We start from the raw sequence: 15,153 nt of genomic DNA, 5'->3' as shown, positions 1-15,153 counted from the left end.
GCTAAAGCGGGCACGGTCAAATGTAGGAGCTGGCTTGCCTGCGATGGCATCAACTGGGTGTACCTGATGCACCGAGTTGTCTGCATCGCAGGCAAGCCAGCTCCCACAGAAAAGCAGATCTGCTTTTGATCTTGATCTGAGCGAACGCGGGTAGTGCAGAGCGGGTAAACCGGCAGGACGCCGTGACCGAAGAAACGGATATGTACACCCGCATGGCGCAGTAATTGCGTACCCCCCAACCCCAACCCCCAAAAAAAGGAGCACCCCCATGCAACTACGCGCCTTGCGATATTTCCACGAGGTCGCCCGCTGCGCCTCCCTGCGTAAGGCCGCCGAACGTCTTTACGTCACCCCCACCGCCGTCAGCCGCCAGATCGAACACCTGGAACACTTCTTCGGCGCCGCCCTGATTGAGCGCGGCCCCCGCGGCATCCGCCTCACCGCCGAGGGCGAGTGCCTGGCCGAACAAGTCACCTCAACCCTGCGCGGCCTCGACCAGGTACGCGAAGTCATCGCCAGCCGCCAAAGCCAGGTGGCCGGTAACATCAGCATCCATGTGTCAGAAAGTATCGTTTCCACCGTGCTCGCGCCGGTGCTCGCCACCTTCTACCGCGCCCACCCCAAGGTCACCTTCAACATCGTGATCGCCAGCGCCTCGGCCACCCTCGACGCCCTGTGCAGCGGCGAGGCGGACCTGGGCCTGGCGTTCTACCTGCAAGAGCGCGCCGACGTCGAAGTCACCGCCCACTGCCAGTTATGGCACCGGGTGCTGGTCAGCGCCGAACACCCCTTCGCCCAGCGCGACAGCATCGAATTGAGCGAACTGCAAGGCCAGCCCCTGGCGATTCCCGACTCGGCCTACGGCGTGCGCCAGGCCTTGGAAGTGGCGGCAAAAAAACGCGGCGTCACCCTCGAACCGGTGTTCACCACCAGCTCCCTGGAAGTGCAGAAGAGCCTGGCCCGGCAACGGGCAGCGGTGCTGATTTTGCCCCAGGTCGAGGCAGACGTGCGGGACCTGGGCGACGGCCTGGTCGCCGTGCCGATCGCCGATGAAGACCTCGGCCGCATCCGCATCGACCTCTGCGTGTACCGCAACCGCCCCCGCTCGGTGGCGGTGCTCAAGTGCCAGGAAATGCTGGCGGGGGCGATGCAGCGTTGTTCGCTGAACTGAGCCTGAGCCTCAGAAGATGTTGATCGGCACATTGGCGACGAGGCGGAACTCATCGTAGCTGCCGTCAATCTGCCCGCCGCTGGCGCGATGGTTGTAGACGATGGTGCGCAGTACGGTGTTCTTGAGTGTTCCGGACTGAATCACATAGGCCAGCATCAAGCCGTTTTCGTTGTGCTTGGCGCCATCCAGGCTGCGCACGTTGTAGCCGGTGTTGTGACCGTTGCGGTCGCCATCGTAATGGGTGCCGTCGATGTCCCAACCCTTGGCGTGCCACAGGCTGGCGGTGAGGCCGGGCACACCGTAGGCGGCGAAGTCCAGGTCGTAGCGCAACTGCCAGGACTTTTCGTTGGGGCCGTTGTAGTCCGAGTACAGCGAGTTGGCCATGTAGTTGCCGGTGGACTCCCACACGTAGTCGAAGTATTCGTTGCCGAATACCTGCTGCCAGGCCAGGGTCAGGCTGTGGGCCAGGTGCGTGGCGGTGAAGGCCAGGCTGGCGGCGTTGTTGTCGATGTAGCCGAGGTTTTTGTCGCCCGAGTCACTGGTGTGGTAGTAGTTGAAGGCGGTCTTCAAGGCGATGTCGCTTTTGTCACCGATGCGGTGGGTCAGGCCGACGTAGGTCTGGTCCCACATGTCTTCGAAACGCGACGCGTAGACGCTGGCTTCCAGCCCGTAACCCGGTTTTACCGTGGCGCCCAGGTAGCTGATGCGTGCGCCGCTGTAGGCGCGGTTGCCGAAGGTGGTGGTGAGCTTTTCGGCGCCGGTGCCGGTGCGTGGAATCGCCCGCTCGAAGCTGCCGCCCTGCACCGACAGCCAGTCGAATTCGTTGCTGAACAAGCCCACGCCCTGGAAGCTGGAGGGCAGGGCGCGGTTGTCCTTGTAACGCAGGATCGGATTGTCGGTCATCAGCCGACCCGCCTTGATCTCGGTGCTCGACAGGCGAAAACGCACGTCGCCCACCCCCAGGCGGCTCCAGGTGGGAATCGCATCGCCGTCGCCGTCCACCAGCACCCGGTCGCCGCCATTGGCCACCTTGCCGTGCCCGCGTTCCAGGTTGACCGCGCTGAAGATCCCCGCATCCACGCCCACGCCAATCAGGCCCTGGGTGTAGCCGGAGCTGTACTTGAGCATGCTGGTCTGCACCCAGGTTTCCCGTACACGCGTGGGCTCGACGCCGCCGGCTTTCTTGATGCTCAAGTGGGTGGTGCGTTGGGTGTGCTGGTTGGAATAGTAGTGGCGCAGGTTCAGGTCCAGGGTGCTGCCTTCGAGGAAGCCCGGTGCGCTGGCCTGGGCGTTTTCCTGGGCGAAAGCCTGGGTGCTGGACGCCAGGGTGACGGCCAGCAAAAGACGTGGATACATGGTAAATCCCCATACAAATCAGACGTAAGGCGACCGTCCCGGCAGGCCTTCAGGTGCTGCCGGTCGGTGGCGAAAAGACGCGGGACAGTGGGAAAAGGTATTCAGCGAACCGAAGCTTCTGTGAGCCGGGTTTCGCGGGCCGGGCTGCCGGGCAGCGGCGGACGGGTTTCCTTGGCGAACCAGGCGGCGGTGAGGCACACCAGGTTGGCGATCAGCAGGTACCAGACCGGTGACATCGGATCGCCTGTGGTGCCGATCAGCCAGGTGATGATGATCTGCGCGGTGCCGCCAAACGCCGCCACACCGAAGGCGTAGACGATGGAGAAACCGGTGGAGCGCACGGATTTCGGGAAGCTTTCCACCAGCAACACGATCAGCGCCGCGCCACTCATGCCGTGCAGGCCCGAGAGTACCGCCAGGGTCAACAGGAAGGTCGCCGGGCTTGGGTGCTCGGTCATCAGTTGCAGGGCCGGGAACAAAATCAACAGCAACACCACCCGCGGTGTCATCAGGATCGTACGGCGCCCGAAGCGGTCGCAGAGCATGCCGCCAGCCACCGCGCACACGGCCATCGCGGCGCCGGCCACCAGGGTCGAGAGCATCGAAATGCTGGTGGGAAGCTTCAGTTCGGTGAGGGCGAAGGTGGTCATGTAGTTGAGGAAGTACTGGGTGATGGTGCTGCCGGAAAGGATCAGCAACCCCAGCACCAGTGCGCGCCGGTGCTTGCCGCAGACTTCCCGTACCAGGTCGCCGGTGCTGGTTTGCTCGCCGTGGCCGTGGAAGGTTTCGGCGAGGTTGCGGCGGATGTAGATGCCGATCGGCAACACCAGCAGGCCGAACACGAACGGCACGCGCCAGCCCCAGCTGTTGAGGTCTTCCGGGGACATGACCTTGGTCAGGGTGAACCCTACCAGCCCGGCCACCATGGCTGCGACGCCCTGGGCGACTACTTGCCAGCAGGCGTAGGTCCCGCGTTTGTGGGGTGGCGCCGCTTCGAGGATGTAGGTGGTGGCGGGGCCGGCTTCACCGCCCCAGGCCAGGCCCTGGATCATGCGGGTGAGCACCAGCAGGATCGGCGCCGCGATACCGATGGTCTCGTAACCGGGCAATATCGCGATGCTGCCGGTGCCCACGGCCATCATTACCAGGGTCAACAGCATCGCCGGTTTGCGCCCGACGCGGTCGGCGTAGGCGCCGATCAGTACTGCGCCCAGGGGCCGGACGATAAAGCCGATACCGAACGCCGTGACCGACAGCATCAGGCTGACGAAGGCGCTGTCGGACGGGAAGAACGTGTGGCCGATCATCACCGCAAAGGTTGCGTACACACCAAAGTCGAAAAACTCCACGGCGTTGCCCAGGACCACGGCGAAGATGCTCTTTTTGCCGGCGTCCGGGGACGGTGTTTCGGGTGCGTGATCAGGATCGGATCGTGTCAATTGCTCAGTGTGCATACCAGCCCCTCGATTTTAGTTATAGGTCGTCCGAGCTCCAGGCCAAGAGGGCCCGGAGCTGGCGTGTGGGTGGGCAGTTCTTACAGCGTCAAAAGTCAGGAAGGATTCGGCCAGTGGTGGATTGCGCCACGCCAGCTCTCGTAGGTTTTAGCGATTTGCAGCAGCCATTGATCGGCAAAACGCGGGGCGATCATCTGCAGGCCGATGGGCATGCCATCGGCGGCGAAACCGCAGTTGATCGACAACGCCGGTTGCTCGCCCATGTTCCACGGCACCGTGAACACGATGTGTTCGAACGGCAGTTGCGGGTTGTTGCTCGGTGATGGCCACTCGGCCGGGAACGCATTGACCTGGTTGGTGGGGGACAGCACCAGGTCGAGTTCGGTGAACACCTGCGCGGCGCGGCGGCGCATTTCAAAGGTCTGGTTGAAACCCTTTACGGCTTGTACGCCGCTGATCTCGGCGCCCGGCGCGGCCCAGTCGCGGATGTACGGCAAGACCTTGTCGAACTGCTCGCTGCTCAGGGCCGACAAATCGCCCCACTGGCGGGCGCGCCAGAAATGGTCGAGGCCATCGAGTTGTGCGCGGTCCATGATTGGCGGGATCAGCGTGACCTTGGCGCCGTGGGCTTCGAACAGCCGCGCGGCTTGCTCCACGGCTTCACAGACGAAGCCTTCAGGCTGCATGCCTGCGCCGGGTTCAAGCATCAGGCCGACGCGCAGGCCCCTGACCGACAGCGGCTGGTTACTCCACTGGGTGGTGAGCGGCGGAAGGCTGGTGGCATCGCGGGCATCGGGGCGGGCCAGGTGTTGCATCAACAGCACGCAATCATCGACGGTGCGGGTCATGGGCCCGGCGGCGCGGCCGGTGTAGTACGGGTCGATGGGGATGCGGCCCAGGGTCGGCTTGAATCCCACCAGGCCGCACCAGGCGGCGGGCAGGCGCACCGAGCCACCGATGTCGGTGCCCACGTGCAGCGGGCCGTAACCGGCGGCGGCCGCTGCGGCGGCACCGGAGCTGGAACCGCCGGTGTTGTTGGCGGTGTTCCACGGGTTGCGGGTGATGCCGTGGAAGCTCGACAGGCCGGAAGACAGCATGCCGAAGTCCGGGTTGGTGGTCTTGGCCAGGATTATCGCGCCCGCTTCACGCATGCGGGCTGCGGGCGGTGCGTCCCTGAGGGCCGGGGTCAGGCGGGTAGCCGCGCTGCCGAGGGGAATGGGCACGCCTTCGGTGGCGATCAACTCCTTGAGAGTCACCGGTACGCCATCAAGGGCGCCGTTGGGTTGGCCCTTGTTCCAGCGCTCGGTGGAGGCCTGGGCCTGCTGACGCACCTGTTGCGGGTCGAAGGCATAGAGCGCGTTGATCTGCGGCTCCCAGCGGTCGATGTGGGCCAGGAGTTGGTCGTAGTAGTCGATGGGCGCGAGTTGCCGGCTGGCAAATTGCGCCAGCAGTTCGGCGGCCGTAAGGGTATGCAGGTCAGTCATCGAACGCTTCCTTGTGATGGGCCGGCTGGCTCATGGCGGGTTGCAGTAGGAACGACTATATAAACCCCGGTGTGAAGCGGCCATCACAATCGGTGCAGTTCAGTGTTGCGTTTTTGTGTGCACTGAAACCGGCGGGTAGATGTGGGAATGGCTGGAAGGTTTACTGTTTGGCGGGAGGACCTCAGGCGCAGGCACCTGGCGTCTTTTTCCTGCGTGCCGACTCACGACGATAGCTCCGGATAGGCTGGGGTTTTGCCCGTATGCGGGATTGGAAAGACATCCACGTCGCAGGGTCAAAGCGGGTGGCTGATACCACCGCTTCCTGGAGCAGCATGATGGAAATAGCGTCTGACGCATCCGGGTATTCAGTATCGAGGATGATTTCCAAGGTGTCCTTGTCGCGATAGCCGCTGCAGGTCGGAATCAGACTGAAGGCGTGATCTATACCTTCGGACTCATTCGGCTCGCAGATGGATGAAACAACGCCCACATAAACATTCCGATCGTTGAGCGTGAACATGCATTGAGAGCCGCGCGCAATGGATTCCCTGAGCAGGGTCCTGAGGGTGCGCCCCGTTAGAAGCTCGAGCATCAATTGCTGGTTCAGTTCCTCCTCTGAAGCAAGTTGCAGTCTTCGTCGACGCCAACGCACAAATAATCGCGCCCAGCAGTAGGGAATGATCATGGCTGTCAGGCCGACCTGGAGCAAAAATACCCAGAGGCCATGATTTCTCTCGGTGGCAATATCCAGCTCTATCAGCAGCTTGCCCAGATAAGCACTGTAATCAATGGGGATTGTCTGGCCAGCCAGTTGCAGCGGCTGTTTGGACAGGCAAAGAATCAAAGTGGTCAGTACGAACGACAGTACGAGGCAGGTCCAGCCTAATCTTGCGACCTGTAGATAGAGTAACTGGCCCTCAAAGCGGTGGAGGCGGCAGTAATGGCCGGGGTGTTTCAAACACACCAAATAGCCACTCACCAGTAACGGCAGTATCAGTAGTAGCCCCATGGGTTATTTGAATATCAGTTCACGTATCTTGCGCTTGTGTTCCTTGAACTCGGGTGAGTTGGCGATTTCCGCCGGGTCGACAGAAATACCCCACTCACCCACTATCCTCATGGTTTTGTACCGCTTGATAGCCCTGATATTTTCCAGATCTTCCTCAGTGGGTTTCTTGAACCACGCAAACGACTCAAACATGACCGGCACCCTCATAAAAAAGTAGTCGGTTTTATAGCAAGAGCCGTTTTTACCGACTACTGATGGTCCCCATCCAGAACTCCCCGCGTATCGTAGGAAACGTCCTTAGTTGCCCCAACGGTCTAAAACGTCGGCGGCGTAATCACCCAGATCACCACCGCATCCACCTTTCCGGGGTTGCCATAGCGATGGGGCTCACTGCTGGGGAAGCTGAAACTGTCGCCTTCAACCAGCTGAAAATGCCGCTCGCCCACCCATAACTCAAACGTTCCGCTCAACACATAACCCGCCTCTTCACCCTCATGGCTATAGCTCTGCTGGCTATAGGTGCCCGGTGGAAAGCGCGAGTGCAGCATCTCCAATTGATGATTGGGCAGGGGCGTCAGCAACTGGTCGACGATCCCGTCCTCATAGTGAATGCTCTGGCGATTGTTCCTGCGCACCACAAAACCTTCATCCTCCGCTGCCGGCGTGGTCTCGCTGGCAAAAAACCACTGGATCGTCACCCCCAGGCTGCGGGCGATGTTGAACAGGGCCGGGATCGACGGGTAGGCGAGGTTGCGTTCCAGTTGGCTGATATAGCCGGCCGTCAATTCGCTCATCTGCGCCAATTCGGTAAGCGTCATGCCCCGGGCCTTGCGCAAGCCGCGGATGCGGGTGCCGAGAAACAGCTGTGGCGGTCGGTCGTTCAAATGTCCCACGCTACTTTCAATCCTTCATAAATCGCCTCTTCGGCGGTACGCGGCGCCAGGCAATCGCCGATCCGCGTGAACGCCACCAGGCCTTCCAGTTCTGCGCCCAGAGTGTCCACCGGCTGGTGGCCCTGGCACAACACCAGGGTGTCGATATTTTCCAGCAGCATCGGCTCGCCGCTGGCGGTATGTTGCAGGTAGACGGTAGTGTCGTCGCAGCCGTACAAACGGGCGTAAGGGATGATCGGAATGCCCAGCCGATGCAGTTCGCCGGCCAGTTGGTCACGCACGTACAACGGCAGGTTTTCCCCGCAATGGGTGCCGTTCACCGCCAGTTGCACCTGATGGCCGGCACGGGTGAGGCGCTCGGCAATGCCCGGGCCGATCCAGTCGCAACGCCAGTCCACGACGACCACCGAACGGCCCAGCGGCACCTCATCGCGCAGCACTTGCCAGGCATCCACCACCTGTAATTCGCCGCCGCGTTCGAAGGCCGGCCAGTAGGGCTCGGCGCCGGTGGCGATGATCACCCGGTCAGGTTGTTCGCGTTCCACCAATGGGCGGTCGACGCGGGTGTTGCGCACCACGCGGACCCCGGCCAGTTCCATCTCGCGCTGCAGGTTGGTACTGGCCCCGCCGAACTCGCTGCGTCGGGGCAGTAACTGCGCCAGAAGCACCTGGCCACCCAATTGGGCACTGGCTTCATACAAGGTCACCTCATGTCCGCGCTGCGCCGCCACCGCTGCCGCTTTCATCCCTGCCGGGCCGCCACCGGCGACCATGATCCGCTGGCGTCGCAGTGCCGGTTGCAGTTGGCCAAACTGCAATTCGCGGCCGGTCTCGGGATGCTGGATGCAGGAGATCGGCAGGCCTTTGTGGAAGTGGCCGATGCACGCCTGATTGCAGGCGATGCACGCCCGTACATCCTCGGCATGGCCGCTTGAGGTCTTGGCCGGCATGCGCGGGTCGCAGATCAGTGCGCGGGTCATGCCGCACACATCGGCCTGGCCGCGTTGCAGCATCAATTCGGCCTCCTGGGGCTGGTTGATGCGCCCGGTGACGAACAGCGGAATCGACAGGTGCGTCTTGAACGTCGCCGCTTCTGTCGCCAGGTACGCCGGGGCAATGGCCATGGGCGGCACGATATGGATCGCGCCGCCGAGGGAGGCCGAGGTGCCGGCAACGATGTGCACATAATCCAGGTGTGATTGCAGCTGTTGCACGGCGGCCAGGGAATCCTCTTCGGTCAGGCCTTCGGGGTCGCGTTCATCGGCAGAAATGCGCAGCCCGATGATGAAGTGCTCGTCGGTTTCGGCACGCACCGTGGCGATGATTTCCCGCAGGAAACGCAGGCGTTGTTCCAGCTCGCCGTTGTAGCCGTCGGTGCGGCGATTCACCCGCGGGTTGAGAAATTGCGCAGGCAGGTAACCATGGCTGGCGACCACTTCCACACCGTCAATCCCGGCCTGATACAGGCGCCTTGCCGCAGCGCCGTAGCCGGCGACGATCTCGTCGATCATTGTCTGGTCAAGGGCGCGCGGCATCACCCGGAAGCGTTCGTTGGGCACCCCGGAAGCCGAGTAAGCCACCGCCAGCAAACCGTCGGCCGACTCCATGATTTCCCGCCCCGGATGGAAAATCTGCGACAGCACCACGGTGCCGTGGGCGTGGCAGGTTTCGGCCAGTCGGCGATAGCCGTCGATGCAGCTGTCATCGGTGGCCATCAGCACATGGGAGGTGTAGCGGGCGCTGTCGTGCACCCCGGCCACCTGCAACACAATCAACCCCACGCCGCCTTCGGCGCGTGCCCGGTGGTAGGCGATCAACTGCTCGTTGACCTGGTTGTCGGTGGGCATCGAGGTGTCGTGCCCGCTGGACATGATGCGATTTTTCAGGCGTTTGCCACGCAGTACCAACGGTTCAAAAAGATGCGGAAAGGCATGGGGCGACATGGTGCGGATACTCCAGGCGCTGTTGTTATTATTTTTCTATAGGAGGTCAGCCTCAGTAAAAAATCAACTTGTTTTTTTACTGGCGACTGGATTAGCGTCAACCACATCACCCACCCGCCTGGAGAATAAAAATGCCTGGGGCCACCGAACGACAGCTGCGCGAAGAGCTTGCCGCCTGCTACCGGCTGATCGCGCACTTTCGCATGAGCGATTTGATTTTCACCCATATCTCGGTGCGTATCCCGGGGCTCGAGCATCACTTTTTGATCAACCCCTATGGGCTGATGTTCGAGGAGATCACCGCCTCCAGCCTGGTGAAGATCGGCCTGGACGGACGTGCGGTCGAGGCTTCGGCCCATGGCGTCAACCCGGCGGGGTTTGTGATTCACAGCGCGATTCACGGCGCCCGCGAAGATGCGCAGTGCGTGCTGCACACCCATACCCGCGCCGGCTGTGCGGTGGCGGCCCTGGAATGCGGGCTGTTGCCGGTGAACCAGATTTCCATGGAGTTCTACGGCAAGGTCGCCTACCACGACTACGAAGGCGTGGCGCTGGACATGGACGAGCAACAGCGACTGGTGCGCGACCTCGGCGACAAGCCGGTGTTGATGCTGCGCAACCATGGTTTGTTGACGGTAGGGGAGACGGTCAGCCAGGCGTTCCTGCGCATGTATTACCTGGAGAAGGCCTGCGATATCCAGATCGCCGCCCAGGCGTGCGGCAAGCTGATCCTGCCGCCTGCGCACGTGTGTGAATACACCGAGCGGCAGTTCAATGAGCCAGGCCGGCCACTGGAAGAGGGCGAACTGGCAGACCCGGACGCCATGCAACTGGCATGGGCGGCATTGCTGCGGTTACTGGATCGGGTGTCGCCGGGGTTCCGGGAGTGAGGTAGAGTCGTCCAGCCGACTCAACCCAAGGACAACGCCTCATGACCCAGGAATCCCGTTTCTCCCGCATGGAACCGGAGTTGCGCAAGGCCAATCTGGTGCAGGCGACGTTGGCCTGCCTCAAGCGCGACGGCTTCCAGGGCGCGTCGATCCGCAAGATCAGCGCCGAGGCCGGGGTGTCGGTGGGGCTGATCAGTCATCACTACTCGGGCAAGGATGAGCTGGTGGCCGAGGCCTATCGGTCAATCACCCGGCAGGTCATGGACCTGCTGCGGGATGCGATGGCCAAGGCGCCGCCCAGTCCGCGGGAGCGGCTGTCGGCGTTCTTCCGCGGCTCGTTCTCCCCGGAATTGCTCGACCCGCAACTGCTGGATGCCTGGCTGGTGTTCTGGGGGGCGGTCAAGACGGCCCCGGCGATCAACCAGGCCCACGAACACTCCTATGGCGAGTACCGCACCATCATGCGTTCGGCCTTGGTGGACATGGCCGGGGAGGAGGGCTGGAAGCAGTTCGATGCCGATTTGGCGGCCATCGCCTTGAGCGCCTTGCTCGACGGCTTGTGGCTGGAATCGGGGCTCAATCCCGGCACCTTCACCCCGGAGCAGGGCATCCAGATCTGCGAAGCCTGGGTTGATGGCTTGCAGTCGGGCGGGCGCAAGCGCTTCCAGATCAAACCCTGAACTGACGATTCCGCGCCGCCTGGACGCAATGTCCGGGCCGGCATTTTCCCCTCGAAAAATATTTGCAGTTACCCGATTGCCTCCTTACTGAACACTCGTTTAGTATCGCCCCATGTCGCACCCCTCAAGCCAATTAAAATAATTCGAGGATTCCATGACTACAGATCCGTCCGTGCTCACTCAGGTGCAGGCAGGTGTTGCCTGGATCACCCTCAATCGCGGCCCCCAGCGCAATGCCCTGGACATCCCGACCCTCAAGCACCTGCATGCCTTGCTGGACGGTTTCAACCGCGACCCGGCTGTGCGCGTGGTGGTACTGACCGGCAGCGGTCGCAGCTTCTGCGCCGGTGCCGACCTTGCCGAATGGGCCGATGCCGAAGCCCGTGGCGCCCTCGAAACCTACGGCTGGACCGAAACCGCCCACGCCCTGATGACCCGCCTGCACACCCTCGACAAACCTACCCTCGCCGCCATCAACGGCACGGCGGTCGGTGCCGGCATGGACCTCACCCTGTGCTGCGACCTGCGCGTCGCCGCGCAATCGGCACGCTTCAAGGCCGGCTACACCAGCATGGCCTACTCGCCGGACGCCGGCGCCAGCTGGCATCTGCCGCGCCTGATCGGCAGCGAGCAAGCCAAGCGCCTGCTGTTCCTCGATGAATTGTGGAGCGCCGACCGCGCCCTGGCCGCCGGGCTGGTGGGCGAAGTCGTTGCCGACGAGCAACTGCATACCCACGTCGCCGAGCTGGCCACGCGCCTGGCCAACGGCCCGACCTTTGCGTTTGCCCAGACCAAAACCCTCATCCGCGAAGGCGCCGGGCGCAGCCTGCCCGAGCAGCTTCAGGCGGAGCTCGCCGCCGGTTTGCTGTGTGGACGCAGCGCCGACGGTGCTGAAGCCCTGCGCGCCTCGATGGAAAAGCGCCCACCGAACTTCTCCGGCAACTGATTCCCCTTCAAAACACCCTCGAACGATCGACAGGTAGCGCCATGAATTTCCAGCCCAGCCAAGAACAAGACATGTTGGTGGACGCGGTACGCAGTTTTGTTGCCAAGGAGTTGTTGCCCCACGAGGAGGCAGTGGACCGCGCCGATGAAGTTTCGCCGGAGCTTGCCGCGCAGATTCGTGACAAGGCCATCGCTGCCGGTTTCTATGCCTTCAACATGCCGGAAGACGTCGGCGGTGGCGGCCTGGATTACCTGTCACAGGCGTTGATCGAGCGTGAGTTGTCGAAAGTCTCCTGGGCGCTGCATGTGTTTGTCGCCCGGCCGTCGAAAATCCTCATGGCCTGCACCGGCGCGCAGATTGGCGAGTACCTGTTGCCGTGCGTGCAGGGCAAGAAGATCGACTGCTTTGCCCTGACCGAACCGGGTGCCGGTTCCGACGCCAATGCGATCAAGACCCGCGCCGTGCGCAGCGGTGATGACTTTGTGCTCAATGGCAGCAAGCACTTCATCAGCCACGCCGGCCACGCGGATTTCGCCATCGTGTTTGCCGTTACCGACACCTACGAACACAACGGTCGCCAACGCAATGCCGTGACCTCGTTCCTGGTGGACCGTGGCACGCCGGGCATGACCATTCGCCGGGGCCCCAAGTGCGTCAGCAACCGCGGCTACCACACTTATGAAATGTTCTTCGACGACTGCCGCGTACCAGCCTCCAAAGTCCTCGGCGAAGTCGGCAAAGGTTGGGAAGTCGCCAATGCCTGGCTGACCGCAGGCCGGGTGATGGTGGCTGCCAACTGCGTCGGCCAGGCCCAGCGTGCGCTGGACGTTTCCCTGCAATGGGCGGCCGACCGCAAGCAGTTCGGCCAGCCCATCGGCACCTACCAAGGCATCTCGTTCAAGCTCGCCGACATGGCCACGCAAATCCGTGCGGCCGAACTGCTGACCCTGAACACCGCCTGGAAAATGGACCAGGGCACCATGACCGACGGCGAGGCCGGCATGGCCAAGTTGTTTGCCAGCGAAGTACTGGGCAAGGTTGCCGATGAAGCAGTGCAGATCTATGGCGGCATGGGTTTGATGGACGAAGGCCCGGTGGAGCGCATCTGGCGCAACGCGCGGATCGAGCGGATCTGGGAAGGCACTTCGGAAATCCAGCGCCACATTATTGCCCGCGAACTGTTGCGGCCACTGTTGCGTTGATCGGGTCGGAGAACGCTTATGTCCCAGGCTATTCGCGACAATCTCAAGCGCCTGCTGGCGCCCCGTCACCTGGCATTCGTCGGTGGGCGCAGCATGGCCCGTGCCCTCAAGCGCTGCGCAGAAGGTGGTTTTGCCGGCCAGATGTGGCTGGTCAACCCGCAATATGACAGCCTCGATGGCGTTCCCTGCGTGCGTCGCGTGGCCGATTTGCCGTGCGGTCCGGATGCGGTGTTTATCGCTACCAATCGCGAGCTGACCCTGACCTGTGTCGCCGAACTGGCGGCCATTGGCACCGGTGGCGCCATCTGCTACGCCTCCGGGTTTGCCGAAACCGGCGCCGAGGGCCAAGCCTTGCAGCAACAACTGCTCAAGGCCGCTGGCGAGATGGCACTGCTGGGCCCCAATTGCTATGGCCTGCTGGATTACCTGCACAGCTCGGCGTTGTGGCCGGTGGCCCATGGCGGCAAGCCGGTCGAGAAGGGCGTTGCGGTGCTGACCCAGAGCGGCAACTTTGCCTACAACCTGTCCATGAGCGACCGTTCGCTGCCGGTGGCCTATATGGCATCGGTGGGCAACCAGGCGCAGCTGGGGGTTGCCGAGTTGATGGACGTGCTGCTCGACGAGCCGCGCGTTACAGCGATTGGCTTGCACCTGGAAGGCTTGAAGAATGTGCCGGGGTTCGCCAGTGCGGCCCACAAGGCCCTGGAAAAAGGCATTCCGATCATCGCCCTGAAAACCGGGGTGTCACAGATCGGCGCCGAGTTGGCTTTGAGTCATACCAGTTCGTTGTCGGGTTCCGATGCGCTGTACGACAGTCTGTTCGCGCGCCTGGGTGTGATCCGGGTCAGCGGGCCGGTGAGTTTTGTCGAGACCCTGAAGGCGGCGGCCTGCGGTAATCTGCCGGCGGGCAACAGCCTGATCGCCCTGGCCTGTTCCGGTGGTGATGCCGGGTTGATTGCCGACTACGCCGAGCGCAACGATTTGAGCCTGCCGAAGCTCGACGAAGGCCAGCGTGAAGAGTTGGCGCAGGTGCTGCCCAGCTACGCCAACCTGGTCAACCCGCTGGATTTCACCACGGCCATCTGGGGCAACAGCGACGCGCTTAATACGATGCTCGACACGGCACTGCGCACCGAAGCGGATGCGGCAATGCTGGTGCTCGACTACCCGGCGGAATTTACCGGTGAGCGCAAGGAGTGCGACCTGCTGCTGGAGCTGTTTTGCAGTGCGCTGACTCGCCACGGCAAGACTGGCTTTGTCACCTCTGCATTTCCTGAATTGCTCCCGGCCCACGCTCGCGAGCGTCTGCATGCCCAGGGCGTTGCCGCGTTGCAAGGCGTGGAAGATGCGCTGGCGGCCTGGGGCCGGATTGCCGACTATCAAAACAATCGCCGGGCGTTGTTGGCGCGGGGTGAGTCGATACTGGTGCCGCTGTGCCCGCAAGCGCTTGAACAACACGGACAGTCGCTGGATGAATGGGATTCCAAGCAGGCTTTACGGGCTTTCGGCCTGACCACGCCAGCCGGTGTCTTGAGCACTCCCGAGCGGGCCATCGCCGATGCCAAAGTGCTGGGTTACCCGCTGGTACTCAAGGCCGTCAGTGCCGACTTGCCGCATAAAACCGAAGCCGGCGCCGTGGCGCTCAACCTGCAGGACGGCTTCGCCTTGACCGCCGCCCTGGCCCATATGCGTGAGCGGATTGCGGCCTATGCACCGAATGTACCTTTCGATCATCTGCTGCTGGAGTCCATGGCTACGTCGCCGCTGGCCGAGCTGATTGTCGGCATCAAGCGCGAAAACGACTTCGGCCTGGCGCTGGTGATCGGCGCCGGTGGAATCCTTGTGGAGTTGCTCAAGGACAGCCGCAGCCTGCTGTTGCCGACCACCGACGACGCAATCCGCAACGCCTTGCTCAGCCTGCGCAGCGCCGCATTGCTGCAAGGCTTTCGCGGACGCGAAGTGGCCGACATGGAAGCCCTGGTGGCGGCGATTCGTGCGGTGGCCGACTACGCCTGCGCCAACGCCGGGCAGTTGCTGGAACTCGATGTAAACCCATTGCTGGTCAATGCCCGGGGCGCCACGGCGGTCGATGCATTGATCCGTCTCGCCCAGGCGTGAAGGAGAT

Annotated in this window: 13 protein-coding genes; 6 read left to right on the top strand and 7 right to left on the bottom strand. The window is 62.7% G+C overall.

What is annotated here, in order from left to right; genetic code table 11:
• The first annotated feature begins 268 nt into the window (after nt 1–268).
• A complete protein-coding gene (locus tag HX815_RS21355; RefSeq protein WP_003208975.1) occupies nt 269–1,171 on the top strand; it encodes a LysR family transcriptional regulator in 903 nt (300 codons plus the stop codon).
• 9 nt (nt 1,172–1,180) lie between these two features.
• Here HX815_RS21355 and HX815_RS21350 read toward each other — a convergent pair whose 3' ends face one another.
• The 7 genes from HX815_RS21350 to HX815_RS21320 all read right to left on the bottom strand — a co-directional run bounded on the left by HX815_RS21350 (nt 1,181) and on the right by HX815_RS21320 (nt 9,310).
• Nucleotides 1,181–2,527, bottom strand: coding sequence for an OprD family outer membrane porin (locus HX815_RS21350; protein ID WP_102368688.1), 1,347 nt, complete (start codon nt 2,525–2,527; stop codon nt 1,181–1,183).
• Nucleotides 2,528–2,628: 101 nt separating this feature from the next.
• On the bottom strand, nt 2,629–3,981 hold the full coding sequence (locus tag HX815_RS21345; protein WP_008436037.1) for a citrate-proton symporter: 1,353 nt from the start codon (nt 3,979–3,981) through the stop codon (nt 2,629–2,631).
• Between the two features lie 95 nt (nt 3,982–4,076).
• Nucleotides 4,077–5,465 carry an amidase gene (locus tag HX815_RS21340; RefSeq protein WP_008436038.1) on the bottom strand — a complete coding sequence of 463 codons (1,389 nt, stop codon included), beginning with the start codon at nt 5,463–5,465 and terminating at the stop codon, nt 4,077–4,079.
• Nucleotides 5,466–5,646: 181 nt separating this feature from the next.
• A complete protein-coding gene (locus HX815_RS21335; protein ID WP_177028839.1) occupies nt 5,647–6,474 on the bottom strand; it encodes a hypothetical protein in 828 nt (275 codons plus the stop codon).
• A gap of 3 nt (nt 6,475–6,477) precedes the next feature.
• Entirely contained in the window at nt 6,478–6,666 is a 189-nt protein-coding gene (locus HX815_RS21330) for a hypothetical protein (protein WP_003208968.1), read from the bottom strand.
• Between the two features lie 122 nt (nt 6,667–6,788).
• Nucleotides 6,789–7,379, bottom strand: coding sequence for a cupin domain-containing protein (locus HX815_RS21325; RefSeq protein ID WP_177028840.1), 591 nt, complete (start codon nt 7,377–7,379; stop codon nt 6,789–6,791).
• Nucleotides 7,355–9,310, bottom strand: coding sequence for an FAD-dependent oxidoreductase (locus tag HX815_RS21320; protein ID WP_177028838.1), 1,956 nt, complete (start codon nt 9,308–9,310; stop codon nt 7,355–7,357). The genes HX815_RS21325 and HX815_RS21320 overlap by 25 nt, the downstream gene beginning before the upstream one ends.
• A 131-nt stretch (nt 9,311–9,441) precedes the next feature.
• Between HX815_RS21320 and HX815_RS21315 the strand changes: the two genes are divergently transcribed.
• From HX815_RS21315 to HX815_RS21295, 5 genes are all read left to right on the top strand, one after another.
• Nucleotides 9,442–10,200 (top strand): class II aldolase/adducin family protein, encoded by a 759-nt coding sequence (locus HX815_RS21315; RefSeq protein ID WP_177028837.1) that lies wholly within the window; start codon nt 9,442–9,444, stop codon nt 10,198–10,200.
• A gap of 41 nt (nt 10,201–10,241) precedes the next feature.
• On the top strand, nt 10,242–10,880 hold the full coding sequence (locus HX815_RS21310; RefSeq protein WP_003208961.1) for a TetR family transcriptional regulator C-terminal domain-containing protein: 639 nt from the start codon (nt 10,242–10,244) through the stop codon (nt 10,878–10,880).
• 154 nt (nt 10,881–11,034) lie between these two features.
• Nucleotides 11,035–11,826, top strand: coding sequence for an enoyl-CoA hydratase/isomerase family protein (locus HX815_RS21305; RefSeq protein WP_023658721.1), 792 nt, complete (start codon nt 11,035–11,037; stop codon nt 11,824–11,826).
• Between the two features lie 41 nt (nt 11,827–11,867).
• Nucleotides 11,868–13,028, top strand: a complete 1,161-nt coding sequence (locus tag HX815_RS21300) for an acyl-CoA dehydrogenase family protein (protein ID WP_008436052.1) — start codon at nt 11,868–11,870, stop codon at nt 13,026–13,028.
• An 18-nt stretch (nt 13,029–13,046) separates the two neighbouring features.
• Nucleotides 13,047–15,146 carry an acetate--CoA ligase family protein gene (locus HX815_RS21295; RefSeq protein WP_177028836.1) on the top strand — a complete coding sequence of 700 codons (2,100 nt, stop codon included), beginning with the start codon at nt 13,047–13,049 and terminating at the stop codon, nt 15,144–15,146.
• Nucleotides 15,147–15,153 lie beyond the last annotated feature (7 nt).

It is taken from the genome of Pseudomonas sp. E6002, assembly GCF_013385565.1.
In the GTDB taxonomy this organism is placed as follows: Bacteria; Pseudomonadota; Gammaproteobacteria; order Pseudomonadales; family Pseudomonadaceae; genus Aquipseudomonas.
This window is presented reverse-complemented; position numbering and strand designations above follow the sequence as displayed.

Bases quoted from the DNA above. Each gene is read 5' to 3' on its own strand.
- HX815_RS21355 (WP_003208975.1), top strand. From the start codon at position 269: ATGCAACTACGCGCCTTGCGATATTTCCACGAGGTCGCCCGCTGCGCC.
- HX815_RS21350 (WP_102368688.1), bottom strand. From the start codon at position 2,527: ATGTATCCACGTCTTTTGCTGGCCGTCACCCTGGCGTCCAGCACCCAG.
- HX815_RS21345 (WP_008436037.1), bottom strand. From the start codon at position 3,981: ATGCACACTGAGCAATTGACACGATCCGATCCTGATCACGCACCCGAA.
- HX815_RS21340 (WP_008436038.1), bottom strand. From the start codon at position 5,465: ATGACTGACCTGCATACCCTTACGGCCGCCGAACTGCTGGCGCAATTT.
- HX815_RS21335 (WP_177028839.1), bottom strand. From the start codon at position 6,474: ATGGGGCTACTACTGATACTGCCGTTACTGGTGAGTGGCTATTTGGTG.
- HX815_RS21330 (WP_003208968.1), bottom strand. From the start codon at position 6,666: ATGTTTGAGTCGTTTGCGTGGTTCAAGAAACCCACTGAGGAAGATCTG.
- HX815_RS21320 (WP_177028838.1), bottom strand. From the start codon at position 9,310: ATGTCGCCCCATGCCTTTCCGCATCTTTTTGAACCGTTGGTACTGCGT.
- HX815_RS21315 (WP_177028837.1), top strand. From the start codon at position 9,442: ATGCCTGGGGCCACCGAACGACAGCTGCGCGAAGAGCTTGCCGCCTGC.
- HX815_RS21310 (WP_003208961.1), top strand. From the start codon at position 10,242: ATGACCCAGGAATCCCGTTTCTCCCGCATGGAACCGGAGTTGCGCAAG.
- HX815_RS21305 (WP_023658721.1), top strand. From the start codon at position 11,035: ATGACTACAGATCCGTCCGTGCTCACTCAGGTGCAGGCAGGTGTTGCC.
- HX815_RS21300 (WP_008436052.1), top strand. From the start codon at position 11,868: ATGAATTTCCAGCCCAGCCAAGAACAAGACATGTTGGTGGACGCGGTA.
- HX815_RS21295 (WP_177028836.1), top strand. From the start codon at position 13,047: ATGTCCCAGGCTATTCGCGACAATCTCAAGCGCCTGCTGGCGCCCCGT.